Here is a 24,329-nt window from a genome sequence, read left to right on the forward strand (position 1 = left end):
GCGCCAGCCGAAGCAGTAACCCCCGCACTACGGACAAAGGCGCAGGCCACGCAGCTGGAGACCGCTGGAATCCGCTGTTCGGCTCACAGGTACTTGGGCGGCGGGAGGAGTATCATTCCTCCCGGGGGGCGGGCCTGGAAAGGGAATAGCCATGCTCAAGGACGTGCAAGCCGTTGCAGTGCTACCGGCAGCGGACATCACCCGTGCGCGGGATTTCTACCGCGATAAGCTCGGGCTCGAGCCCGAAAACCCGGATGCCGAGGACAATCTGCAGTACAAATGCGGTGGGGGAAGCGGGTTCCTCCTGTATCAGACACCCAATGCCGGAACAGCCAAGAACACACAGATCGGGTGGTTGGTCGATGACCTGCCGGCAACTGTTGCCGAACTCCGCGCCAAGGGARTCGTCTTCGAGGAATACGATTTCCCGGGCTTAAAAACCGAGGRCGGCATCGCCRCCACTCCGGACGGAAGCACCGCCGCSTGGTTCCTGGACACCGAGGGCAACATCCTGAACCTCAGCCAYATGCCCTAATCGGCCCGTTCACTGAATGCAGGCGAGGCCTCACCAGGATTACTGGGCCCGGTCACGCATCCAGATCACAAACAGYCAACRYAARGAAACGCAGCCCGGCCGGAGCGCGAAAACGACTCCGGCCGGGCTGCGTTGTCCTCGCACCTGTGCGTGCTCCGTGGGGCTACGCGTCCGTGCCGGCGGCCTGTTCCTCTGCCCACGCCATGCTGGGTCCGATCGCGTCGATCGCCTGGGACAGCGGTATTCCGGAGCCGTCGCGGCGGCCRTGCTCGCCCGGGAGCGAGCGCGCCACGCCAGCCAGGGAGGAAGCCTTGGCCGGACCATGGCCGGCCCAGCCGAGAAGCAAAGTGTCCTCGCCCTTGAGGAAACGGTGAGCSCGCACACCCGCCGTSGCCCGGCCCTTGGCCGGATATTCCTCCAGCGCGGTGACCTTCGCAGCCCCSGGTGCCGTGCCCGGCAGSGCGCCGTCGGTCCCCGCAATGGTCACCACRACGGCGGCGGCGTCAGCGGCGCTGGCTGTCCCGAAGAACATCACYCGGTCCCCGGCGGCCAGCTTGATGCCGGCCATGCCGCCGGCGGTCCGTCCCTGCGGGCGGACGGYGGAGGCGCCGAAGCGCAACAGCTGGGCYTGRCGMGTGATGAAGACGAGGTCGACGTCGTCGGATCCGGCGGGCGCAACGCCAATAACGGTGTCCTTGTCCTTGAGGGCGATCACTTCCCAGTCCTCGCGGTTCAGCGGATAGTCCGGCTGCACCCGCTTGACCACGCCCTGGACTGTTCCGATGGCMAGGACCTGGTCCAGCGGCGCGAACGCCACCAGCGTCTCGCCCTTGAGGAGCGTGATGAAGTCCTTGGCCGGTACGCCGCCGGCCATATTCGGCGTGCCCGAGGTTGGCGGCAGGACAGGCATGTCCATGACCTGCAGGCGCAGCATGCGGCCCTGCGAGGTCACGGCCGCGATCTCGCCGCGGGCGGTGGTCTTGACCACGGAGGAGAAAACGTCGTGCCGGGTCCGCGGGCCGGCCTCCGCCAAGCTGTCCTGGTTTGCGGTGCGGGCGATCTGTCCGGACACGGTGAGGATGGCCCAGCAAGGATCGTCGGCGATTTCAAGGGCCAGCGGTGCGGCCTTGCCCTTGGCTCCGGCGGCGGCGCCCACGGCGGCTGCCACGGTGGGGGAGACGGCCTCGGATTCCAGCAGCACGGTCCGGCGCGGGGTGCCGTACTTCTCCGCGATCTCGCCCAATTCGTCCGACACGAGGGCGCGGAGCAGTGCGGGGGAGCCCAGGATCGCTTCGAGTTCGGCGATCTCCCGGCGCAGCTCCTCCTGCTCCTTCTCCAGTTCGATCCGGGAATACTTGGTCAGCTGCCGCAGCCGAAGTTCCAGGATGTAGTTGGCCTGGATTTCGGAGAGGTCGTAAATGGACATCAGCCGGGTCCGGGCGGCGGCAACCTCGTCGGAGGAMCGGATGATCTGGATGACCTCGTCAATGTCCACGATCGCGACCAGGAGGCCCTCGACCAGGTGGAGGCGGTCCTTCTTCTTGCCCAGCCGGAACGCGGTGCGGCGCCGGACCACGTTGATCCGGTGGTCCACGTAGACCGAAAGCAGCTGGAGCAGCCCGAGGGTCTGYGGCTGGCCRTCGACCAGCGTGACGTTGTTGATGCCGAAGGAGTCTTCCATCGGGGTGAAGCGGTAGAGCTGCTGCAGCACGGCCGTGGGGTTGAAACCGTTCTTGAGCTCAATGACCAGGCGGAGGCCGTGCTTGCGGTCGGTGAGGTCCACGACGTCGCTGATGCCGGTGAGCTTCTTGCCGTTGACGGCGTCCTTGATTTTCTCGATGACCTTTTCCGGGCCCACCATGTACGGCAGTTCCGTGACCACCAGGCCGGTGCGGCGGGCCGAGAGCTGCTCGATTTCCACCTTTGCCCGGGTCTTGAACGAGCCGCGGCCCGTGGCGTAGGCGTCGCGGATACCGTCCAGGCCCACGATCCGGCCGCCCGTGGGCAGRTCCGGTCCCGGGACGAACCTCATGATGTCCTCAAGMGTGGCGTCCGGGTTGTCRATCAGGTGCCGGGCGGCGGCGATGACTTCCACGAGGTTGTGCGGRGCCATGTTCGTGGCCATGCCGACGGCGATGCCCGTGGCGCCGTTGACCAGCAGGTTCGGGAACGCAGCCGGCAGCACGTCCGGCTGGGTCAGCTGGTTGTCGTAGTTGGGAACGAAGTCGACGACGTCCTCGTCGAGGTGGTCCGTGAGGGTCAGGGCGGCGGCCGCCAGCCGGGCCTCGGTGTAGCGGGGGGCCGCGGGACCGTCGTCGAGCGAGCCGAAGTTGCCGTGTCCGTCGATCAGCGGCAGCCGCAGCGAGAAGTCCTGGGCCATGCGCACCATGGCGTCGTAGATCGCCGCGTCGCCGTGCGGGTGCAGCTTGCCCATGACCTCGCCCACCACGCGGGCGCTCTTGACGTGGCCGCGGTCCGGGCGCAGCCCCATGTCGGACATCATGTACAGRATGCGTCGCTGCACGGGCTTCAGCCCGTCGCGGGCGTCCGGGAGGGCCCGMGAGTAGATCACCGAATAGGCGTATTCGAGGAATGAGCCTTCCATCTCGGACGTGACATCGATATCAACGATGTTYTCGGTGAAATCYTGGCTGGCTTCCCCTGCCGGGGGCGTGGTTTGGCGGCGTGCCATAAGGCTGGTGGGTCCTTCTGAGGGAGTGCTGAACGGGTACTGCGTAAGTTTATGACTAGGCTAAGCCTATGGTGGATCAGCCCGCGGACGGCGTATATCCGGAATATTGGGAAGCCGATGTTGTCCTGCGCGACGGCGGCACCGCCCATGTTCGCCCCATCCACCCCTCCGATGCCGACGCTGTCCAGGCCTTCCACGTGGGCCAGTCCCAGAAGTCCATCTACATGCGCTTCTTCGCCTTCAAGTCCAAGCTCTCCGCCAAGGAACTCAAACGCTTCACKGAGGTGGACTACAAAGACCGSGTGGCCCTGGTGATCACCATCGGCGGCGAAATCCTCGGSATCGGCCGTTACGACCGGCTCGACGACCCGGCSGAGGCCGAGGTCGCCTTCAACATYGCCGACGCCCACCARGGCCGCGGCATCGGCTCCATCCTGCTCGAACACCTTGCCGCGGCCGCCCGCGAGAACGGGATCCGCAAATTCAGCGCCGAAGTGCTCCCGGAGAACCGCAAGATGCTCATGGTGTTCTCCGATGCCGGCTACGACGTCAAACGCCACTTTGACGACGGCGTGGTGAGCCTTGAGTTCAACATCGACCCYACCGACAAGTCCCGTGCGGTGATGGAATCCCGCGAGCACCGCGCCGAGGCGCGCAGCATCCAGGAGCTGCTCGCCCCGTCATCGGTCGCCGTAATCGGCGCCAGCCGCAAATGGGGCAAAGTGGGATACCAGCTCCTYGAGCACGTCATCGAAGGCGGMTTCAGCGGCCCGGTCTATGCGATCAACCCCGAAGCCCTGGAACTCGCCGGCATGCTCTCCTTCGCCCGGCTCTCCGAGGTCCCCGGCCAGGTCACGCTCGCCATCATCGCGGTCCCGTACGACGAGGTTCCCAAGGTGGTCCAGGAATGCGCGGCAGCCGGAGTGAAGGGRATCGTGGTGGCCACCGCCGGMTACGCGGACGACGGCGAACGCGGCCTCGCSCGCCAGCGCGAACTCGTGCGGCAGGCMCGTGCCAACGGCATGCGCGTGATCGGCCCGGCGTCCCTGGGCATCGTCAACACCAACCCTGCGGTGTCCCTCAACGCTTCGATGGCGCCGGCCCTGGCACGCCGCGGTGGCCTGGGCTTGTTCAGCCAGTCGGCCGCGATCGGKGTCTCCCTCTACGCCGCCTCCAGCCGCCGCCGSGTCGGCATCTCGACCTTCCTCTCCGCCGGCAACCGAGCGGACGTCTCGGGCAACGACATGATGCAGTACTGGGAGGACGACGCCGACACCACTGCYGTGGGCCTGTACCTGGAATCGATCGGCAACCCGCGCAAGTTTTCCCGGCTGGCCCGACGCCTCGCCCGGACCAAGCCCGTGATTGTGGCCAAGTCCGACGCCATGGGCCTGAACCTGCCGCCCGGSCATGCCGTCCGCACCACGCTGGCGCCCCCGGAAGCGCTGGACGCCATGATGCGCCAGGCCGGCGTGATCCGGGTCGAGACCATTGAAGAGCTCATGGATGTCGCCCAGATYGTGTCGAGCCAGCCGCTGCCCGGGGGCCCGGGAATTGCCGTCTTCAGCAACTCGCGCGCGCTGGGCAAGGTGGTCGCGGACAGTGCAGCCCGGCAGGGGCTCGGAGTGGAACGSATCATCGGGGACCTTGAYCTCGATGYGGGCATGTCCCGGGCGCTGCCGGCGCTGCGGCGAAGCCTGCAGGAAATCCTGACCGCCGACACCGTGCACGCGGCGGTGGTGGCGCTGCTTCCTGCGCAAGGTCTCACGGTTGAAAAGATCGCCGGCGTGCTGGCTGAATGTTCGGCGGCGGCCGGTAAACCCGTGGTGGCAGCGTTCAGCGGAATTCTTGATCCGTCCATCTATGTGGAGGGCATGGTCGGTGCGGAGCCGGAGCACCCACACGGCTCCGTGCTCGCCCTGCCGGTTCCGTGCTACTCCAACCCGGGTGCGGCGGTGGCGGCACTGGCCGCCGTCGTGCGGTACGCCCAGTGGCTGGACCGGGACCAGGGCCTCTTCGTGGAACCCGAGGGCTGCCACCCGGACGCCGCCCGGGAGGACCTGGAGCARCTGCTGCGCAAGGTGGGCGGCGAGCAGCTCGTCCGGCTGGACCAGGACACAGCCGCACGGCTGCTGGGSCATTACGGCATYCGGGTGGTCCCGTCYGTGGGATTCGAGACGGCGGAGGAGGCCGTAGCGGCGGCCGGGCAGCTCGGCTGGCCGGTGGCRCTAAAGACTACRGATCCCGCMCTTCGGCACCGGCTGGACCTCGGCGGCGTGCGGCTGGACATCCAGGACACGGACTCCCTGCGGCTCAACGTGGCGCAAATGCGCAAGTCGCTTGAGCGGTACGGGTCCCCGTCCCTGGAAGTGCAGACGATGATGCCGGTCGGGCAGGCCTGCACCTTCCGCGCSATCGAAGACCCGCTGCTGGGACCGGTCATCTCTTTCGGCCTGGCCGGCGACGCCGTGAAYCTGCTSGATGACTGGGCGCACCGTGTGCCGCCGCTCTCSGGTTCCGATGTGCACGATTTCATCCGGGCACCCCGGGCGTCGAGGAAACTCTTCGGGTAYCAGGGCCTGCCGGCCGTTGAYGYCACGGCGCTGGAGGATCTCGCCGCCCGCCTCACCAGGCTCAAGGACAACCATCCGGAGGTMGCCCTGGTTGAGTTCAACCCCGTCCTCGCCGGGCCSGACGGSGCCTCRATCCTTGCCGCCGACGTCAGGATCGCGAACGCCGCCCAACGCACCGACAGCGCACGCCGGGCGATGCGCAGTTAGGCCGGTTGCTGCCCGGCCCTAAGCCGCATTCCGGGCCGGGCAGTTAGCAAGTCCCCAGCCGATCTGTGAAAATGGAGACTATGAGCTCCCAGCCTCCAACACCCAAGCCMCTGGCGACCGCCCCCGGACGCCAGACCGCGCACCACCACGGGCTCCATGACCACAGTGCGCAGGGCCAGAGCCTGGAAGGGTCCCTCCAGCAGGCCGGTTTCTACCCCCGGCTCGTGGCCGACGTCGTCGCCGACGCCCTGGACGGCCGCGACTGCGTGGCCCACCTGGTTCATCTTGAGACTCACTTCGACCGCGCCGAGGTCCGCCGCCACATTACGGTCCTGGTGCTGACCGAGGACATGCTGGTCATCACCCACGTGGACGACCAGCAGCTTGACGAGGCCGGCGAGCAGACCGTCGCGCAGGTGTCGACCGAGTCCGTTCCCGTGACCCAGATCCGCTCGGTGGTCCTGAGCTACGTTTACGCCCAGCCGCAGGACTACAAGCCCTCCGACCCGGTSCGGGAGCTGACGCTCTCCATTGCCTGGTCCGGCGGCCAGCGCCTGGACATGGGCCCGGCCAGCTGCGGGGACCCGCAGTGCGAGGCCGATCATGGCTACAGCGGCACCATCGCGCAGGAAGACATCGTCCTGCGGATCAGCGCCGAAGCGGACGGTCTGCAGGCTGTGCAGGACGCCAAGCTCTTCGCCCGCGCCTTGCGKGCAGTGAACACCGGYTCCGCGGCCCCGGTCCCRCACATTGGGCCCGGCCTGCCGCCCCGACCGCGGATGGGCGTGTTCGGAAACCGCCTCAGCCGCGGCCACCAGCGCTGACATGGCCCACTTCCGCCAGCCTGAGCCCGCGCAGGATCRGCTGTCWGATCCGATGCYCATTCCYTCCCTGGCCGCCTCCGGCGTCGCCTCGCCGGTYCCGCTGTCCGCCGGCACSTCCYCRYTGCCSCCCGCGCCGGCGTTCGGACAGCGYTCCATCGCCGAGGTCCTGACCAGCGCCGCCGCCAGCCTGGGAGTCCCGGGGTTCGAGAACAAACTGAACCTTCCGGCCGCCAAACGGGTGTGCGTGGTGCTGGCTGACGGGCTGGGCCGGAACCTGTTGAAGCAAAAGATCGCCCACACCCCCTTCCTGCGAGGAATCCAACAGGCCGGCCAGGGCCAGGTGCCCGTGTCGCTGGACTCGGCGTTCCCGTCCACCACAGCTGCGTCGCTTGCAAGCTTTGGCACCGGGCTCTCGGCCGGCCAGCACGGCATGGTGGGCTATGACGTCCTGGATCCGGACCAGGACCGGGTGGTGAACATGCTTGGCAACTGGGACGCCGGCGTGGACCCGCGGACGTGGCAGCCGTTCCCGACGGTYTTCGAAAGGGCCGARGGYCACGTCGATGTCACCACCGTCAGCCTCCCGCAGTTCAGCACCTCGGCCATGACCGAGGCCGCGCTCCGCGGAGGCCGCTTCATCACCGGAACCACGTCCCACGCACGGACCGAGGCGGCCGCCGAAGCCATGGCCGGCCCCGGGCCCTCGCTGATGTACTTCTACGTCAACGAGCTCGACAAGGCCGGGCACCGCCACGGCTGCCAGTCACCCCAGTGGGARCACCAGCTCGAGGAACTCGATGCCACAGTGAGCCGGCTCAACGCCACCCTGCCGCCGGGCACCACCGTGYTGCTGACCGCTGACCACGGCATGGTGGATGTGCCCGAGTCGCAGCGGATCGACTACTCCGCCGAGCCRGCGCTCCTTGCCGGTGTGCGGCACACCGCCGGCGAGCCGCGGATGGTCCACCTGTACCTGGAKGATGGAAACGACGACGGCGCCCGCGMCCGGCTGCTGGCGAACTGGCGGTCCCGTTTTGGAGACAGAATTTGGGCCTTCACCCGAGAGGAAGCGATCGGGGCCGGGTTGTTTGGCGACGTGCGGGCCGAGGCCGCCCTGCGGATCGGCGAYGTCATGATCGCGGCTCGGGATGCCCTGGCGCTTTACGATACGCGCAGRGTCCGTCCCACCGCCCTGGAAGTCGTGGGCCAGCACGGTTCCCTCACGAAGGCCGAGCGGGAAGTCCCGCTGCTGTGCTTCCARGCCGACGGCAAGAGAGCGCCGCGGCGCTGACTGCCGGAGCCCGATTCCCGGCCGATCCGATCCCAGCACCCGGCAGGTACCTGGATCCGGCGGCTCAGAACTTGAGAATGTTCAGGTCCCCWGCGGGCTCGAAGCCCAGCCTGGCATAAAAGCTCTGTGATTCGGGGTCGTCCGTGAGGGAGGGATCCTGCTCTGCGGCCCATGCCACGCGGAGCCCCGCAAGGCCGGGTGTGTCTTCCGGACGTCCTTCTCGAACCATCAGCATGGGGTCACCCCAAGTTGCCGGCTGCCTTATTGGTCGTTGCGGGTTCCGAAGACGATTTCGTCCCAGCTGGGAACGCTTGAGCGCTTCGGCTTGGTTGGCTGGCGCTCAGGCTGGTCGGTGCCGGCTTCATTCCTGCCAGCGGCGTTGGATTCGCGGTGCTGCCGCCGGGACGTGCCGCCGCCGATCAGTTCATCCAGGCCTGGGCTAGCGGTGGGGCTCTTGCCCGCCGGACGCAGTTGCGAAGCTGCGATGGTGACTTCCCGGGTCTCGGTGCTGACGCCGTCGTGCAGCTTCAGGGCATCGTCCTCCTCCGGGAGGCGCGGCGCGAGGGTCAGCCGGGACATCATGGACGGCCTGCCGTCGCGTCGCCGCGTGAAGGCATCGGTGTCCGAGGGCGCGGCCTCCGCGGTCGGAACGTCGGCCGGTGCGGGGTCCGCGGTCGGAACTTCGGCCAGAGCGGGTTCGTCAGCCCCGGCGGTTTCGGAAGCCGACTCCGGTTCTGTCGGCTGCGGAACTTCGGGCGCCTCGGGTACCTCTGCCGGGCGGGGGTGAGCTGCGGGAACCCCGGTGGCCATGAGCATGGCAAGGGCGTCGTCCGCGTCCTCGTCCACTCCAATCCGGTGGCCGCGGCGGGAACGCAGCATGTCCAGCAGCCCGTCGGCGTCCTGCTCCTGGTGGATCCTGTCCTGCTGGAGCAGCATCTGGTGAATGATGCTGTGCTGGCCGGTCGCTGTCCGGGCTGCGGCCTCGGCGTCGGTTTCAAAGTCAAAGGGCCGGTCGGAGACGGCAGTAAGGCGCCGGGTCGGCACGGGGCCTTCGAGCGGCTCCAGCTCGCTCAGCTGCTGCGCCCAGCGGTTGGCGTTTTGCAGGGACTTCCGGGCGGGATGGAAGGTCCACATAGCCGGCGGCTCCTCGCCGATGCCGGCCGGTCCGCCGGGCTTGGGCTCGAAACGGGCCACGACGTTCCAGCTGCCGTCCTGGCGCCGCCAGGAGTCCCACTCCAGTGTTGAGGGCTCCACGCCGTAGGCCCGCAACCGGTGTTCGACCATGTCGTTAAGGGATGCCGGGTTGTCGCCGAACACGGACCGGAAGAGGTCCTGGCCGGGGGCGGGGGAGGCCACTTCCACCTTGCGGGCCTGCTGGGCAATGTACTCGCGCTCGGCAAGGACCGGTCCCTCGTAGCGCTGGACTTTCTCCAGCGGGATACCGGAGAGCTCTGCCACTTCGGCGGCGGTTGACCCGTTGCGGATCCTCGTCTGGATGTCGCGCGGAGACATGGCAATGGGAGCTGCGGCCGCGCTGGACGCGGCCTTCGCCGCCGTCCGGCTGGCAGCCACCCGAAGTGCTTCATCGATCGGCAGCTGGAACATCTCGCCGCCGGTGCCACTCAACAGGAGATGCTCTCCGTCGTCGTGGACGCCTACAAGCCGTAGATCCTGCATACAAATCCTCCACCCTGGCATTACTAACAATCGAAACTCTGCCACCAGCGGGACACATTTCGGGTTAGGACGGCTGGCGCGCCGTGATTTTCCGCGACATTCCGCGACTTTCCGCCGGTTTCGGATTCTCCACGGAAAAGATCCCAGGGAGGAGACCCGTGGGCTCTGGCATTCCTGAGGCGCTTAAGCAAAAATGACCCGACACCGGGCACAAAAACCGCATGTCCGGTGTTACATCGGTGAACCGCTCCCGGAGCCCAGGGTTACCATCCCGGCGGGGCCATCTTGGAGCGGCGAGCCAACCGAACGAATGCGGAGTGTGAGCGACAAATAATGGCGACCGATTACGATGCGCCGCGCAAGACCGAAGAAGACCTCAGTGAGGATTCCATTGAGGCCCTGAAGGTGCGGCGTACAGAGAAGCCTTCCGCCGTGGTGGATGAAGACGAGTCCGACCTTGCCGAAGGCTACGAACTTCCCGGCGCTGACTTGTCCGGGGAGGAACTGCTGGTCCGGGTCCTGCCCGCCCAGGCAGACGAATTCACTTGTGCCTCCTGCTTCCTGGTCCGCCACCGTTCGCAGATTGCCCGCGAAAAGGACGGCCTGAAGTACTGCAAGGATTGCGAGGGCTAGGCAGGCGGCAGCCCTGGAGAGGAACCCGGATCCCGGGGCCCGGGGCCCGCGACGGTGCGAAGCGGGCCGCGGGCCACTAACAACTAGGAGCAGGAGCCCAGCTAACTAGGAGCCCAGCTAGCTAGGAGGCCAGCGCGGCGATCAGTTGCTCCGGGTGCCGTGTGGACGTGAGCCAGTAGGGGGTGCGATCCGAGGGGTCCTCGATCTCGATCCGGACCACCGGATCCACCCAGCCGCGGATACACAGAAATGCCAGTCCATTTAGCCGCGTTCCCCGCTCGGCCGTGGCTTCCTTGCCCCGGAACGCCGTGGCCTTGCCCAGGAACCCGCGTTCGATCGTGGCCCTGCCCACCGTCAGCGTGGTCCTGGTGACCGTGATCGAGGGCGTGGACAGCACCAGCAGCACGGAGATGACGACGAAGATCACGATCGCCGCGGTAATGCCGGCCCAGATGCTGATGGGCGCCAGCATGAGGATCCCTGCGCTGGAGAACAACACCGACACCAGCCAGATCCAGAAGTTCGGCCAGAGCTTCTCGGCGTAAAGGACAGGGGAGTCGCTCGGGGCGCTCTTCGGGGCAGGCGCAGCTGCGCTGGATTCGGGCATAGGCACAGCTTTTCATCTTTAGCTGGGTATTTCATCTCGGCCCCTTGCTGAGGGGGCACCCCGTTTCAGGGCTGCTGCCGCCCCACTTGAAGGCCGCTTGATGGCCACCCTGAACGCCGCTACAAGCCTGCGTGAACACCGCGGGCGGCATGCGCGGGCGGCCAGCGGCGGCTAGGTCGATGTTACGTGCGGGCGTTAGAGTGAGGGACTGTGACTGAAGAAAACACCGCCGTCGCCAGTGCCGCACCTACGGCCGGCGACGCAGCCTACGGAACGCCCACTTTGACGGTACAGCTGAAAATGCTCGACGACGGGCTGGAGCCGCCGTCGTATGCGCACCCGGGCGACGCCGGCGCCGACCTTCGCGCCCGCGAGGACGTCGTCCTCGCGCCGGGGGAGCGCCGCCTCGTTCCGACCGGCGTCGCCATTGCGCTCCCGGATGGTTTTGTTGCGCTCATCCACCCACGCTCTGGCCTCGCCACGAAGCACGGACTGACGGTTGTGAACGCCCCCGGGACGGTGGACGCCGGCTACCGCGGAGAAATCGCGGTGACACTGCTGAATACTGACCGTGACGAGGCGATCGAGCTGCGGCGCGGCGATAGAATTGCACAGATGGTCATTCAGCGCGTGGAGTACGCGAAGTTCCTGCCGGTCGAGGAGCTCGAYGGCTCGGTCCGCGGCGGGGGCGGCTTCGGCTCCACTGGCGGTTTCGGCGGACCGGCCTGAAGCCCAGGTTCKCCCTAAACGCTGGGACAACCGGGCGCTGGGCGACCGGGGATWTTCGGCGCCGCGCACTTTGAACCAAYGCAGGCACCGAAGAACACCAGCACGTAAGAACATCAGCACGGAAGCATCACCAACACTGCACGAGACACGCATCCAGGCAACAGCAGCGGTGCACCAACGGGTGCAGGAGTATTGAGCAGGCGGCCGCAGGGTAGCGGGCAGCCACGCGGACAGGCGCCAGGACGGCGCCGGGCGGCGGCACAGGATCACAACTGAAGGAGACAACCCCCATGGTTTTTGGGCGTGGCAGGAAAGCCAAACAGGAGCAGCCGACCGGGGCCGATACGGACCAGAACGCTGTGGCCGCGGACGCTGCGATTGACGGCGCCGGCACGCCGGCCGGGAATGACGCCAAAACTGCCGGCCGGGCCGCGACCGGGCCCTTCGACGTCTCGGAGATCGAGGCCCAGGACGGGTACGTGGACCTCGGCGCGCTCCTGATCTCCCCCCGCGAGGGACTCCAGCTCCGCCTGGAAGTTGAAGAAGCGAGCCAGCGCGTCGTCGCCGTCACCATGGACCTGGAGGGTTCCAGCCTGCAGCTGCAGGCCTTCGCCGCCCCCCGTTCCGAGGGGCTGTGGGATGAAATCCGTGAACAGATCGGCCAGTCGGTCGGGAGCCAGGGCGGCCAGGTCGAGGAGGTCGAGGGCGGCTTCGGCACCGAGCTCGTGGCCAAGCTTCCGGCCGGAGCGGCGGATGGCAGCCAGGGGTACCGTGTGGCCCGCTTCATCGGCGTCGACGGCCCGCGCTGGTTCCTCCGCGGCGTTTTCGGCGGCGAGGCGGCAATGGACCGGGACGCCGCAGCCGGGCTCGAAGAGCTGTTCCGGCAGATCGTCGTCGTCCGCGGCGAGAACCCCATGCCTCCGCGCGACCTGCTGCAGCTCCGCCTGCCCAAGGACACCCCCGCCGCCCCGACGCCTCAGGCGGCCCCGGAATTCGGACAGCCCGAACGCGGACCGGAGATAACCCAGATTGGCTGATGCCGCCGGCAAAAAAGCGGCCGCCGTGTCCGTCCGGGAGCTGCCGGACCGCGGGCGGGTGCTGTGCCACGGCTTCATCGAGTCCGTCACGTACGTGCCCGCCAGCCAGGTGGCGTCTTTCATCGCGATCCTGATCGATCACGAAGCGCCCCCTCCCGTTACCCGCCTCCTGCCCTTCGGCGGCAAGGGCCAGGGCGGCAAAGGTGCCGGAACGGCCAACAGCCTTCCCGCCAACGGGGTGGCCACGCACAAGGTCAGCCCCAGTGCACAGCGCCAGCGGCCCGCCGGGCCCAAGGAACGGCTGCGCGTCGTGTGGCTTGGCCGCCGCCGGATTCCCGGTGTCGACGCCGGAACGGAGCTCCGGCTCGAGGGCATGGTCACCATGCGCGACGGGCTGCCCACGATCTTCAATCCCCGCTACGAAATACTCTCCCGCCAGGAGGAGCAATGACATTGCCCGAACATCCCGAGCGGGCACGCCCGGACCGGGCGCATCAGGACCGGTCACAAGAGGAAACAGCCCAGCAGGAAGCGGGGGAAGCCGCGGCGCTGACCCGGGACGATGCCGCACCTGCTGCGTCCCAGCCCACCAGCACCCAGCCGACCAGCACCCAGCCCACGGTGGCCCAGCTGGCCGAGGACTATGCCGCAAAGGCTGGTTTGCACCGCTCCAGCAACGGCAACATCGATGTGCTCAAGAGCGCCGGCGGCGTCCAGGGCATCGCGGAAAGCATCCTGCCGGGACTCGTCTTCCTGATTGCCTTCACCATCGACCGGGAAAACCTGACGCTGGCCGTTATCGCCTCGCTTGCGGTCGCCGCCGTCTTTACCGTGGCCCGGCTGGTCCAGCGCAAGCCGCTGACCCAGGCGCTGGCCGGGTTCATCGGCGTCGGACTCTCCGCGTGGCTGGCCACCTCGACCGGCAAGGCAGAGAACTTCTACGTCCTGGGGTTCTTTACCAACCTCGGCTACATCCTGGCGATGTCCATCTCCGTGGCCGTGCGCTGGCCGATCGCAGGGCTGCTCTTCGGCTTCATCCGCAACGAGGGCCTGGAATGGCGCAAGGACCCGAAGCGGGTCAGGGCGTACTCAATCGGCACATGGGTGATTGTCGCGGTGCTGGTCCTGCGGCTGGTGGTGCAGGTGCCGCTGTACTTCATGGGGGAGCAGGGCCTCGCCGCCCTGGCAACCACCCGGCTTCTGATGGGCGCCCCGCTCTACATCCTCGGCGTCTGGATTGCCTGGCTGCTGACCCGGCCGGCCCGGGAGCCAGCCGAGGCCAACGAGGCCGAAAAAGCCAACTGACCCGATGCGCTGTCAGTTGTGGCTGTTCCCGAGCGTTGGGAACGGCCACAACTGACAGCGCAACTGGTTTAAAACGGGCTTAGCCGTCGAAGCCGTCGTTCTCGGCCGGCTGGGGGCCGTGGCCGTGCTGGTCCGAAGTCACGGGGTGCTGGTCCTCGAGCGGGGATTCCGGTGCCAGCAGGGCGCGGAGTTCGTCCTCGGCCGCGATCGTGGTCACAAAGAACAATTCGTCGCCGCCGTCGATCACGTCGTCCCGGCTCGGCGTGATGGGCGCCTGATCCCGCAGGATCGCGACGAGGGTGGAGTCCTCGGGCCACTGGACATCACCCACGGTCAGCCCGATCACATGGGAGTCGTGGGGAACCGTGAACTCAACCAGCGAGGACACCCCGGTCTGAAGCGTCAGCAGCCGGACCAGGTCACCGATCTCCACCGCCTCCTCCACGAGGGCGGTCATGAGCTGCGGGGTGTTGACCGCGACGTCGACGCCCCATGAGTCGTCGAACATCCAGTCGTTCTTGGGGTTGTTGACCCGGCCGACCGTTCGCCCGACGCCGAATTCCGTCTTGGCCAGCAGGGAAACGACGAGGTTGACCTTGTCGTCACCGGTGGCGGAGACCACGACGTCGGCGTCCTCAAGTTTGGCGTCCTGCAGCGTGCTCAGCTCGCAGGCGTCACCGACCAGCCAGTGCGCGCCGCGCAGGCCGCTCCGGCCGATGACCTCCGGCTTCTCGTCGATCAGCAGGATTTCGTGCTTGTGGGCCAACAGCTCCCGGGCGATCGAGGAACCGACGCTTCCGGCACCGACGATGACGACTTTCACTTAGGACTCCTTGGCGGGGGATTTGGCGAGGATGTGGCCGATCTCGGAGCTCCGGTCCACGTTCAGCATGGCGTGGACGGTGTCGCCGTCCTGATAGGACGTGCCGGCAGCGGGTAGCATGCCCTCGCCGAACCGGGTCAGATACGCGATGCGGATGCCGGCCGCCTTCTCGATCGAGGAGACCGGGTGCCCGATCCAGTCGGGGTTGAGGTCCACCTCGGCGAGGACCAGCCGGCCCGAGGGCTCCCGATAGTCGCCGGCGATGTGCTGCTCGGGCAGGATGCGGCGCAGCACCTGGTCGGCGCTCCAGCGGACCGCGGCGACCGTGGGAATGCCGAGGCGCTGGTAGATTTCCGCGCGGCCCGGATCGTAGATCCTCGCCACCACGTGAGGAACGTGGAARGTCTCCCGGGCCACCCGGGTGGCGAGGATGTTGGAGTTGTCGCCGCTGGAAACGGCGGCGAAGGCATAGGCTTCCTCGACGCCGGCCCGCTTCATCGTCTCGCGGTCGAATCCGACCCCCGTGACCTTCCGTCCGGAAAACCCTGCGCGGAGCCGCCGGAAGGCACGGTCGTCCTGGTCGATGATGGCCACCGAATGGCCGGCGTCCTCGAGCGTGTGCGCCAGGGTTGACCCGACACGGCCACAACCCATGATCACGAAGTGCGCCACATGGGCCTCCTCTTGGTTCTTACGTCTGATACTGCGTAAAACTCTACCGGCCACGCGGCGGCGGGAGGCCACGGCCACGGGGCGCCGGCCGGCGTTCCTGTGCACGCCAACTTCGCCGTCATGACATCGCGTCCGAATCAGACTAGCTTTGTGTGGTGCTGACAATTTTCAATGCCGTGAAGCGGGTGCTGGTAGGCAAGCCCTTCCGGAACGACCGTCTGGCCCACACGCTCTTGCCGAAGCGGATCGCGCTGCCCATTTTCGCTTCGGACGCCCTGTCTTCGGTGGCCTATGCGCCGGATGAAATCCTCCTGACCCTGGCCCTGGCCGGCGTGAGCGCGGTGGCCATTGCGCCGTGGGTGGGCCTCGCCGTCATGGTGGTGCTCCTGACCGTGGTTGCCTCCTACCGCCAGAACGTCCACGCCTACCCCTCCGGCGGCGGCGACTACGAGATCGCCAACGTCAACCTCGGCAAGTACGCAGGGCTCACCGTAGCCTCGGCTCTGCTGGTTGACTATGTGCTGACCGTTGCCGTGTCCATGTCCTCGGCCGCGACGTACCTGACCACCGCCGTGCCCTCGCTGCACGGACAGCAGGCCGCGATCGCCACGATCGGCGTCGTCATCCTGGCCCTCGTGAACCTGCGCGGCATCAGGGAGGCTGGCAGCGTCTTCGCCGTCCCGACCTACATCTTCATGGCCTCAATCCTCGGCATGACCGCCGTCGGTGTCTTCCAGGCGGCCACCGGCCAGCTGGGGCAGGCGCCGTCGGCAGCGTTCGAGATCGTGCCGGAGCAGGGCTTCGACGAAGGCCTCGTCGGGCTGGCCGGGGCATTCCTGCTGCTGCGCGCCTTCTCCTCCGGCGCCGCGGCCCTGACCGGCGTCGAGGCCATCAGTAACGGTGTGCCCAACTTCCAGAAGCCCAAGAGCAAGAACGCTGCCACCACGCTGCTGCTGCTCGGCGTGATTGCCTCCGCCATGCTCGCCGGCATCATCTACCTGGCCAACGCCACCAAGGTGCACATCGTGCAGGATCCGGCCACGGAGTTCCTCCTGAACGGCAATCCGCTGCCAGAGGGGTACATCCAGAACCCGGCCATCAGCCAGATCGCGCAGACCGTCTTCGGTGCGGGCTCCATCCCGTTCTACATCGTGGTGGCCGCCACCGGCGTCATCCTGGTGTTCGCCTCCAATACGGCGTTCAATGGCTTCCCGGTGCTCGGCTCCATCCTGGCCCAGGACGGCTACCTGCCGCGCCAACTGCGCACCCGTGGCGACCGGCTGGCCTTCAGCAACGGCGTCCTGGCCCTGGCCGCAGGCGCCCTCGTCCTGATCATCGCCTTCAACGCGGACGTCACGAAACTCATCCAGCTCTACATCGTGGGCGTCTTCATCTCGTTCACCATGAGCCAGCTGGGCATGATCCGGCACTGGGGCCGGGAACTGAAACTGTCCAAGGAGCCTGCCGTGCGGCTGCGCATCATCAAGTCCCGGACCATCAACACCGTGGGCTTCTGCATGACCGCCCTGGTTCTGGTCATCGTCCTGATCACCAAGTTCTCGCAGGGCGCCTGGATCGCGCTGCTGGCCATGTTCGTGCTGTTCCTGATCATGTGGAGCATCCGGGCGCACTATGACAACGTGGCGAAGGAACTCGCCGTGGACGAGGACTCCTCGCCGCGCGCACTGCCCACCCGTGTGCACGCCGTGCTGCTTGTCTCGCACGTGCGTAAACCGGTGCTGCGCGCCCTGGCCTACGCCCGGGCCTCACGCCCGTCGCGGCTGGACGCCATCACCGTGGACATCAGCCCGGAGGAGACCGAAGCGACTGTCGCGGACTGGGAAAAGCTCGAAATCCCGGTGCCCCTGACCGTKCTKGCCAGCCCGTTCCGCGAAACGGTSACKCCSATCATGGAGTACATCAAAAACATGCGCCGGGATTCGCCCCGCGACCTGATCGTSGTCTACATYCCCGAGTAYGTCGTGGGCAAATGGTGGGAGCAACTGGTCCACAACCAGACCGCGCTGCGCATCAAGACCAGGCTGCACTTCGAGTCTGGCGTCATGGTGTGCAGTGTGCCGTGGCAGCTGAAATCATCCGAAGAAGCCAAGAAACTGCAGGATATCCAATGACCCCCGACACCCGGACGCACACCCACACCGATCTCGTCGTCGACGTCGGACCCGTCGCCCACGGCGGGCACTGCGTGGCCCGGCATGAGGGACGCGTCGTGTTTGTCCGGCACGGCATTCCCGGCGAGAAGGTCCGGGTCCGGCTCACCGACGCCGGCCCCGACGCCAAGTTCTGGCGCGCCGATGTGGTGGAGGTCCTGGAGGCCTCACCGGACCGCGTCCCGCACTTCTGGGACCTCGCCGATTCGGCGCGCTCCTGGTCACACCGGCATCCTCCGGTCGGCGGCGCCGAACTCGGCCACATTTCGCTGCCGCGCCAGCGCAGCCTCAAGGCYGACGTTCTGGCCGAACAGCTCAAGCGGCTCGCCGGCGTCGAACTCTCTCCCGCAGGGGAGATCACCGTCGAAGCCGTCGGCGCTGCCGCCGAAACTGCCGCCGAAACTGCCGCCCCGGGCGGCGCTCGCGTATCCGGCCTTGGCTGGCGGACGCGCGCCGGCTTCGCGGTGACTCCCGCCGGCAAGCTTGGCATGCACGCCCACCGCTCAGACGCCATCCTGCCCGTGCGCGAAATGCCGCTGGCCGTGGACAGCATCAACGCACTCCGGCTCTGGGAAATGGACCTGCAGGGCATCGACCGCGTCGAGGTCGCCGCCCCGGCGAACGGCTCCCGGCCGCTCGTACTGCTCGTCCCCGCCCCCGGCACCCGGTCCAAACGGCTCGGCGGCATCCTGGCCCAGTTCCCCGACGACGTCTCGGTGGCCAGCCTGGACCCGGCCACGGGAGAGGTGCTGCAACTGCGCGGCCGCACCTATGTCCAGGAGACCGCGGCAGGCCACGACTACCGGGTTACCGGCGACGGCTTCTGGCAGATCCACAAGGACGCCCCGGAGACACTCGTCGGGGCTGTGACCGGGTTCCTGCACGACGGCGGCTACCTCGCGCCGGGCTCGGTGGTGGCGGACCTGTACGCCGGTGCCGGGCTGTTCACGGCACCGCTGGCCGATGCCGTCGGCGTCACGGGATCGGTGCTCTCGGTCGAGGGCGCGCCCGGCACCAGCCGTGATGCACGCAAGAACCTGCACGACGCCACCCAGGTGGAGATCGTCCAGGGCCGCGTGGAGCGGGTGCTGCGGCAGAAGCCCCGCAACTTCGATGCCCTGATTCTGGACCCGCCGCGCGCCGGTGCCGGCAAAGCCGTGGTCAAGCAGCTGATCGACGCCGGTCCCCGGGCCGTCGCGTATGTCTCCTGCGATCCGGCGTCGTTTGCCCGCGACCTCGGCTACTTCCGGCAGGGCGGCTGGGGGCTGGCCGGGCTGCGTGCCTTCGACCTGTATCCGCACACCCATCACATGGAGACGGTGGCGTTACTGACTCCCCAACCGTGATGCCACTAGGATGGGCGTAGTAGTCCGTCGTCGCGCTGCATCACCACAGCTTGTACTTCAGCGTTGCTGTGCATGAGATTGGCGTTATTGAAGCGGCCGTTCCCTGCGTTTCTTACCTGCATTTCGTACCACGATGTACTGATGCCTGTATTAGTTAGGCCGACCTAACTAGCTTGGGTCCTGCGGCGCGACAAAGATGAAACTGTTGCGAGAGGAGTCCTGCGATGAGCATTGTGGACAGCTTCGGTTCAAAAGGCAAACTTAATGTAGCCGGAACCGAATATGAAATTTTCCGGTTGAACTCCGTCGAAGGTGCAGAAAACCTTCCGTTCAGCCTCAAGGTATTGCTTGAAAACCTGTTGAGGACCGAGGACGGTGCCAACATCACGGCCGACCACGTCCGTGCGCTTGCAGGCTGGGACCCCAGCTCCGAGCCCGACACCGAGATCCAGTTCACGCCGGCGCGCGTGATCATGCAGGACTTCACCGGCGTGCCCTGCGTCGTTGACCTCGCCACTATGCGTGAGGCCGTCAAGGAGCTCGGCGGTGACCCGAAGCGGGTCAACCCGCTGGCACCGGCCGAAATGGTCATTGACCACTCGGTCCAGATTGACGCCTTCGGCAACTCCGGCGCGCTGGAGCGCAACATGGAGATCGAATACCAGCGCAACGGTGAGCGCTACCAGTTCCTGCGCTGGGGCCAGACCGCATTCGATGACTTCAAGGTTGTCCCCCCGGGCACCGGCATCGTGCACCAGGTCAACATCGAGTACCTGGCCCGCACCGTCATGACCCGCGAAGTTGACGGGGCGCTGCGCGCATACCCGGACACCTGCGTCGGCACCGACTCGCACACCACCATGGTCAACGGCCTGGGCGTGCTCGGCTGGGGCGTTGGCGGCATCGAAGCCGAGGCAGCCATGCTCGGCCAGCCCGTCTCCATGCTCATCCCGCGCGTCGTGGGCTTCAAGCTCACCGGCTCGATTCCGGCCGGCGCCACCGCCACCGACGTCGTCCTGACCATCACCGAGCAGCTGCGCAAGCACGGTGTGGTGGGCAAGTTCGTCGAGTTCTACGGTGAAGGCGTCGCGGCTGTGCCGCTGGCGAACCGTGCAACGATCGGCAACATGAGCCCGGAGTTCGGCTCCACCGCCGCGATGTTCCCGATCGACGACGTCACCCTCGACTACCTGCGCCTCACCGGCCGGTCCGACGAGAACGTCGCCCTCGTGGAGTCCTACGCGAAGGAACAGGGCCTCTGGCACGATCCCTCCCGCGAGATCAAGTTCTCCGAGTACCTCGAGCTGGACCTGTCCACGGTTGTTCCGTCGATCTCCGGCCCGAAGCGCCCGCAGGACCGCATCATCCTCACCGAGTCCAAGGCCCAGTTCCGCGAGGACCTGCGCAACTACGTGAAGGAAGACCTGGCCGACGGAAGTCTCGACGAAGCGATCGACGAAAGCTTCCCGGCTTCAGACTCGCCCTCGTTCACCGCCTCAGCCTCGCACCTGAGCGACGTGGCCCCGCACGCACACGGCCCGAAGTCCAACGGCCGTCCGTCCAACACGGTCAGCGTCAAGACCGCGGACGGACGTGAGTTCGAGCTGGACCACGGCGCAGTGTCGATCGCCTCGATCACCTCGTGCACCAATACGTCCAACCCGTCCGTGATGCTGGCCGCCGCGCTGCTGGCCCGCAACGCAGTCGACAAGGGCCTGACGTCCAAGCCGTGGGTCAAGACCTCCGTGGCTCCGGGCTCCAAGGTAGTCACCGACTACTACAACAAGTCCGGCCTCACCCCGTACCTGGAGAAGCTCGGCTTCTACATCGTGGGCTACGGCTGCGCGACCTGCATCGGCAACTCCGGTCCGCTGGACGCCGAGATCTCCGAGGCCATCCAGGCCAACGACCTCTCCGTCACCGCCGTGCTGTCCGGCAACCGCAACTTCGAAGGCCGGATCAACCCGGACGTGAAGATGAACTACCTGGCCTCCCCGCCGCTGGTCATCGCCTACGCCCTGGCCGGTTCCATGGACTTCGACTTCGACAACGACGCGCTGGGCCAGGATGAGGCCGGCAACGACGTCTTCCTGAAGGACATCTGGCCGAACCCGGTCGAGGTCCAGCAGGTCATCGACTCCTCGATCGACAAGGACATGTTTGCCCGCGGCTACGAAGGCGTCTTCGAAGGCGACGATCGCTGGAAGGCGCTCGACACCCCGGCCGGCGACACCTTCGCCTGGGACGAGAAGTCCACGTACGTCCGCAAGCCCCCGTACTTCGAGGGCATGAAGGCCCAGCCGGAGCCGGTCCAGGACATCACCGGCGCGCGCGTGCTGCTCAAGCTCGGCGACTCCGTCACCACGGACCACATCTCCCCGGCCGGTTCCTTCAAGTCGGACACCCCGGCCGGCCAGTACCTGCTGGCCAACGGTGTGGAGCGCAAGGACTTCAACTCCTATGGCTCACGCCGTGGCAACCACGAGGTCATGATCCGCGGCACGTTCGCGAACATCCGCATCAAGAACCAGCTCCTGGACGGCGTGGAGGGCGGCTTTACCCGCGACTTCAGCCAGGCTGACGGCCCGCAGGCTTACGTCTACGACGCCGCGCAGAACTACCAGGTTGCCGGCACCCCGCTGGTGGTCCTGGCAGGCAAGGAGTACGGTTCCGGTTCGTCCCGTGACTGGGCGGCCAAGGGCACGGCGCTGCTCGGCGTCAAGGCTGTTGTGGCCGAGAGCTACGAGCGCATCCACCGCTCCAACCTGATCGGCATGGGCGTCCTGCCGCTGCAGTACCCGGCCGGCCAGAACGCTGCCACCCTGGGCCTGACCGGCACGGAATCCTTCGCAGTTGAGGGCGTCACCGCCCTGAACGAAGGCACCACGCCGAAGACGCTGAAGGTCACCGCCACCGCCGAAGACGGTTCGGTCACGTCCTTCGACGCCGTGCTGCGCATCGACACCCCGGGCGAGGCGGATTACTACCGCAACGGCGGGATCCTGCAGTACGTTCTGCGCCAGATCTCCGCGAACTAGGCGGAGCTGCCGGCTGGTCCGGTAACGCAGTCAAAGGCCCCGGCCGGTCACTGACCGGCCGGGGCCTTTGCGTACCCGGATTCGGACACCGGCGCGGCGGCCCGTCCCGAGGCGTTAGAGTTAAAAGGCATGTCTACCACCCGAAGGAGGGGCCGTTGGGAATCTTGGACACCATCCGGAATCCGCAGGACCTGAGTAAGTTGTCCGAGGCGCAGCTGGAACAGCTGGCAGCCGAAGTCAGGGACTTCCTGATTGGCAACGTCTCCCAAACGGGAGGGCACCTGGGCCCGAACCTCGGCGTCGTCGAGCTCACCATCGCGGTGCACCGGATCTTCGATTCCCCCCGCGACAGCATCGTTTTCGACACAGGGCACCAGTCTTACGTGCACAAGCTCCTCACCGGACGGCAGGACTTCAGCACGCTTCGCCAGCAGGGCGGCCTGTCCGGCTACCCCGACCGCGGAGAATCCGAGCACGACATCGTCGAAAGCTCACACGCGTCCTCGTCACTGTCCTGGGCCGACGGCATCTCCCGTGCCCGGCAGCTGACCGGCGACGGCGACCGCTTCGTCGTCGCGGTGGTGGGCGACGGCGCCCTGACCGGCGGCATGGCCTGGGAGGCCATCAACAACATCGCGGCGGACAAGAAGCGCCGGGTGGTGATTGTGGTCAACGACAACGGCCGCTCCTACGCCCCGACCGTCGGCGGGTTGGCCGACCACCTCGCGTCCCTGCGCCCCACAATCGACTCCCTACGCGCTGCCCCCTCCTACGAAGGCACCCTCGATTGGTGGAAGCGGAAACTGCAGAACGGCGGGCCTGCGGGCCAGTTCACGTACAAGAGCCTGCACGCCATGAAGAAGGGCATCAAGGACTGGTGGGCCCCGCAGGGCATGTTCGAGGACCTCGGCATGAAATACATCGGTCCCGTCGACGGCCACAACCTCCAGGCCATGGAAAACGCCCTCTCCACTGCCCGGAACTACGCCGGCCCAGTGATCGTGCACGCCATGACGGAAAAGGGCCACGGCTACGCCCCGGCCCGCGCCCACGAGGCGGACCAGTTCCATGCCGTGGGGATCATCGATCCAGAGACCGGCGCACCCACCGAGGCCGGCGGCGCCAAATCCTGGACCGCGGTCTTCGCCGATGAAATCGCCGACATCGCCGACGAACGCAAGGACATCGTCGGCATCACCGGGGCCATGCTGATTCCGGTCGGACTGCACAAGTTCGCCGCCCGGCACCCGGAGCGGGTATTCGACGTCGGCATCGCCGAACAGCACGCCCTCACCTCCGCCGCCGGCATGGCGTTCGGGGGACTGCACCCGGTGGTCGCGGTCTACGCGACATTCCTGAACCGTGCGTTCGACCAGCTGCTGATGGATGTGGCCCTGCACAAAGCCGGTGTCACGATCGTCCTGGACCGGGCCGGCGTCACCGGACCCGACGGCGCCAGCCACCATGGCATGTGGGACATGGCCATGGTCCAGATCGTCCCCGGGCTGCACCTCGCGGCACCGCGCGACGCCACCCGCTTGCGGGAGGAACTGCGCGAGGCCGTGGCCATTGAAGACGCCCCCAGCGTGATCCGCTATTCCAAGGGCAGCGTCGGCGCCGAAGTCGAGGCCGTCGAGCGCCTGGACGACGGGGTGGATGTACTGGCCCGCCGCCCCGAGGGTTCCAGCGAGAACGACGTCCTGATTGTCAGCGTGGGCGCAATGTCCGAACTCGCGCTGGACGTCTCCAACCGGCTCGGCGCCCAGGGCATCAGTTCCACGGTGGTGGACCCCCGCTGGGTCCTCCCGGTCCGGCGGTCCATCATCGACCTCGCCGCAAGCCACCGCCTGGTCATTTGCATCGAGGACGGTGTGCGGGCCGGCGGCGTCGGTTCCCGGATCCGCCAGGAGATGCGGGCCGCCGGCGTGGACACCGCCCTCAACGAGGTCGGCCTCCCGGTGGAGTTCCTCGATCACGGCACCCGCAGCCAGGTGCTCGAACGCGTCGGGATGACTGCCCAGCAGATCACGCACGACGTCGTCGCCCAGGTATTGGGCACCAAGGTGCCGTTTGCGCGTCCCCTGCCCGGCCAGGAACACCCCAGCACCGGCAGCCTGCCGCTGCTGTAGCCAGCACATCTGTTGAGCACAACCCGTACGGCGCCATCAC

General features: G+C 67.1%; 18 protein-coding genes. 13 read left to right on the top strand and 5 right to left on the bottom strand.

Annotation, left to right across the window (positions count from 1 at the left end):
• The first annotated feature begins 151 nt into the window (after positions 1-151).
• Positions 152-535 carry a VOC family protein gene (locus AC1DEY_RS17300; protein WP_476869037.1) on the top strand — a complete coding sequence of 128 codons (384 nt, stop codon included), beginning with the start codon at positions 152-154 and terminating at the stop codon, positions 533-535.
• A 163-nt stretch (positions 536-698) separates the two neighbouring features.
• Here AC1DEY_RS17300 and AC1DEY_RS17305 read toward each other — a convergent pair whose 3' ends face one another.
• Complete coding sequence (locus AC1DEY_RS17305) at positions 699-3,227, bottom strand: DNA gyrase/topoisomerase IV subunit A (protein ID WP_476869038.1); 2,529 nt, start codon at positions 3,225-3,227, stop codon at positions 699-701.
• A 68-nt stretch (positions 3,228-3,295) separates the two neighbouring features.
• On the opposite strand from AC1DEY_RS17305, the gene AC1DEY_RS17310 reads away from it, so the two are divergent.
• The 3 genes from AC1DEY_RS17310 (at position 3,296) to AC1DEY_RS17320 (ending at position 8,122) form a co-directional block, all read left to right on the top strand.
• On the top strand, positions 3,296-6,007 hold the full coding sequence (locus tag AC1DEY_RS17310; protein WP_476869039.1) for a bifunctional acetate--CoA ligase family protein/GNAT family N-acetyltransferase: 2,712 nt from the start codon (positions 3,296-3,298) through the stop codon (positions 6,005-6,007).
• Between the two features lie 80 nt (positions 6,008-6,087).
• Positions 6,088-6,831 carry a DUF5998 family protein gene (locus AC1DEY_RS17315; RefSeq protein WP_441409865.1) on the top strand — a complete coding sequence of 248 codons (744 nt, stop codon included), beginning with the start codon at positions 6,088-6,090 and terminating at the stop codon, positions 6,829-6,831.
• A 52-nt stretch (positions 6,832-6,883) separates the two neighbouring features.
• Complete coding sequence (locus AC1DEY_RS17320; protein ID WP_476869040.1) at positions 6,884-8,122, top strand: alkaline phosphatase family protein; 1,239 nt, start codon at positions 6,884-6,886, stop codon at positions 8,120-8,122.
• A 261-nt stretch (positions 8,123-8,383) separates the two neighbouring features.
• On the opposite strand, the gene sepH is transcribed toward AC1DEY_RS17320, so the two are convergent.
• On the bottom strand, positions 8,384-9,799 hold the full coding sequence (sepH, locus tag AC1DEY_RS17325) for a septation protein SepH (RefSeq protein ID WP_476869041.1): 1,416 nt from the start codon (positions 9,797-9,799) through the stop codon (positions 8,384-8,386).
• 333 nt (positions 9,800-10,132) lie between these two features.
• Here sepH and AC1DEY_RS17330 point away from each other — a divergent pair, with 333 nt between their 5' ends.
• Positions 10,133-10,432, top strand: coding sequence for a DUF4193 domain-containing protein (locus AC1DEY_RS17330; protein ID WP_091255680.1), 300 nt, complete (start codon positions 10,133-10,135; stop codon positions 10,430-10,432).
• A 121-nt stretch (positions 10,433-10,553) separates the two neighbouring features.
• Here AC1DEY_RS17330 and AC1DEY_RS17335 read toward each other — a convergent pair whose 3' ends face one another.
• A complete protein-coding gene (locus AC1DEY_RS17335) occupies positions 10,554-11,039 on the bottom strand; it encodes a DUF3093 domain-containing protein (protein ID WP_476869042.1) in 486 nt (161 codons plus the stop codon).
• A gap of 210 nt (positions 11,040-11,249) precedes the next feature.
• Here AC1DEY_RS17335 and dut point away from each other — a divergent pair, with 210 nt between their 5' ends.
• The 4 genes from dut (at position 11,250) to AC1DEY_RS17355 (ending at position 14,110) form a co-directional block, all read left to right on the top strand.
• Positions 11,250-11,768: a dUTP diphosphatase gene (gene dut / locus AC1DEY_RS17340; RefSeq protein WP_441409861.1), complete on the top strand. Its 519-nt coding sequence runs from the start codon at positions 11,250-11,252 to the stop codon at positions 11,766-11,768.
• Positions 11,769-12,058: 290 nt separating this feature from the next.
• On the top strand, positions 12,059-12,805 hold the full coding sequence (locus AC1DEY_RS17345) for a DUF3710 domain-containing protein (RefSeq protein WP_476869043.1): 747 nt from the start codon (positions 12,059-12,061) through the stop codon (positions 12,803-12,805).
• Positions 12,798-13,256 (top strand): hypothetical protein, encoded by a 459-nt coding sequence (locus tag AC1DEY_RS17350; protein WP_476869044.1) that lies wholly within the window; start codon positions 12,798-12,800, stop codon positions 13,254-13,256. The genes AC1DEY_RS17345 and AC1DEY_RS17350 overlap by 8 nt, the downstream gene beginning before the upstream one ends.
• The gene (locus AC1DEY_RS17355) at positions 13,253-14,110 is read left to right on the top strand and encodes a DUF3159 domain-containing protein (protein ID WP_476869045.1); all 858 of its coding nucleotides are present in this window, start codon (positions 13,253-13,255) and stop codon (positions 14,108-14,110) included. Before AC1DEY_RS17350 ends, AC1DEY_RS17355 begins: the two co-directional genes overlap by 4 nt.
• 79 nt (positions 14,111-14,189) lie before the next feature.
• Here AC1DEY_RS17355 and AC1DEY_RS17360 read toward each other — a convergent pair whose 3' ends face one another.
• Together AC1DEY_RS17360 and AC1DEY_RS17365 are read right to left on the bottom strand one after the other, a co-directional pair.
• Positions 14,190-14,933: a potassium channel family protein gene (locus tag AC1DEY_RS17360; protein ID WP_476869046.1), complete on the bottom strand. Its 744-nt coding sequence runs from the start codon at positions 14,931-14,933 to the stop codon at positions 14,190-14,192.
• Complete coding sequence (locus tag AC1DEY_RS17365; RefSeq protein ID WP_476869047.1) at positions 14,934-15,605, bottom strand: potassium channel family protein; 672 nt, start codon at positions 15,603-15,605, stop codon at positions 14,934-14,936. It abuts the gene before it with no gap.
• Positions 15,606-15,760: 155 nt separating this feature from the next.
• Here AC1DEY_RS17365 and AC1DEY_RS17370 point away from each other — a divergent pair, with 155 nt between their 5' ends.
• From AC1DEY_RS17370 to dxs, 4 genes are all read left to right on the top strand, one after another.
• Positions 15,761-17,737, top strand: coding sequence for an APC family permease (locus tag AC1DEY_RS17370; RefSeq protein WP_476869048.1), 1,977 nt, complete (start codon positions 15,761-15,763; stop codon positions 17,735-17,737).
• Positions 17,734-19,122 carry a class I SAM-dependent RNA methyltransferase gene (locus tag AC1DEY_RS17375; RefSeq protein ID WP_476869049.1) on the top strand — a complete coding sequence of 463 codons (1,389 nt, stop codon included), beginning with the start codon at positions 17,734-17,736 and terminating at the stop codon, positions 19,120-19,122. Before AC1DEY_RS17370 ends, AC1DEY_RS17375 begins: the two co-directional genes overlap by 4 nt.
• 224 nt (positions 19,123-19,346) lie before the next feature.
• On the top strand, positions 19,347-22,160 hold the full coding sequence (locus tag AC1DEY_RS17380) for an aconitate hydratase (RefSeq protein ID WP_476869050.1): 2,814 nt from the start codon (positions 19,347-19,349) through the stop codon (positions 22,158-22,160).
• A gap of 155 nt (positions 22,161-22,315) precedes the next feature.
• Positions 22,316-24,289 carry a 1-deoxy-D-xylulose-5-phosphate synthase gene (gene dxs / locus AC1DEY_RS17385; RefSeq protein ID WP_476869051.1) on the top strand — a complete coding sequence of 658 codons (1,974 nt, stop codon included), beginning with the start codon at positions 22,316-22,318 and terminating at the stop codon, positions 24,287-24,289.
• Positions 24,290-24,329: the final 40 nt, after the last annotated feature.

This window comes from Arthrobacter sp. 05T47 (genome assembly GCF_056395825.1).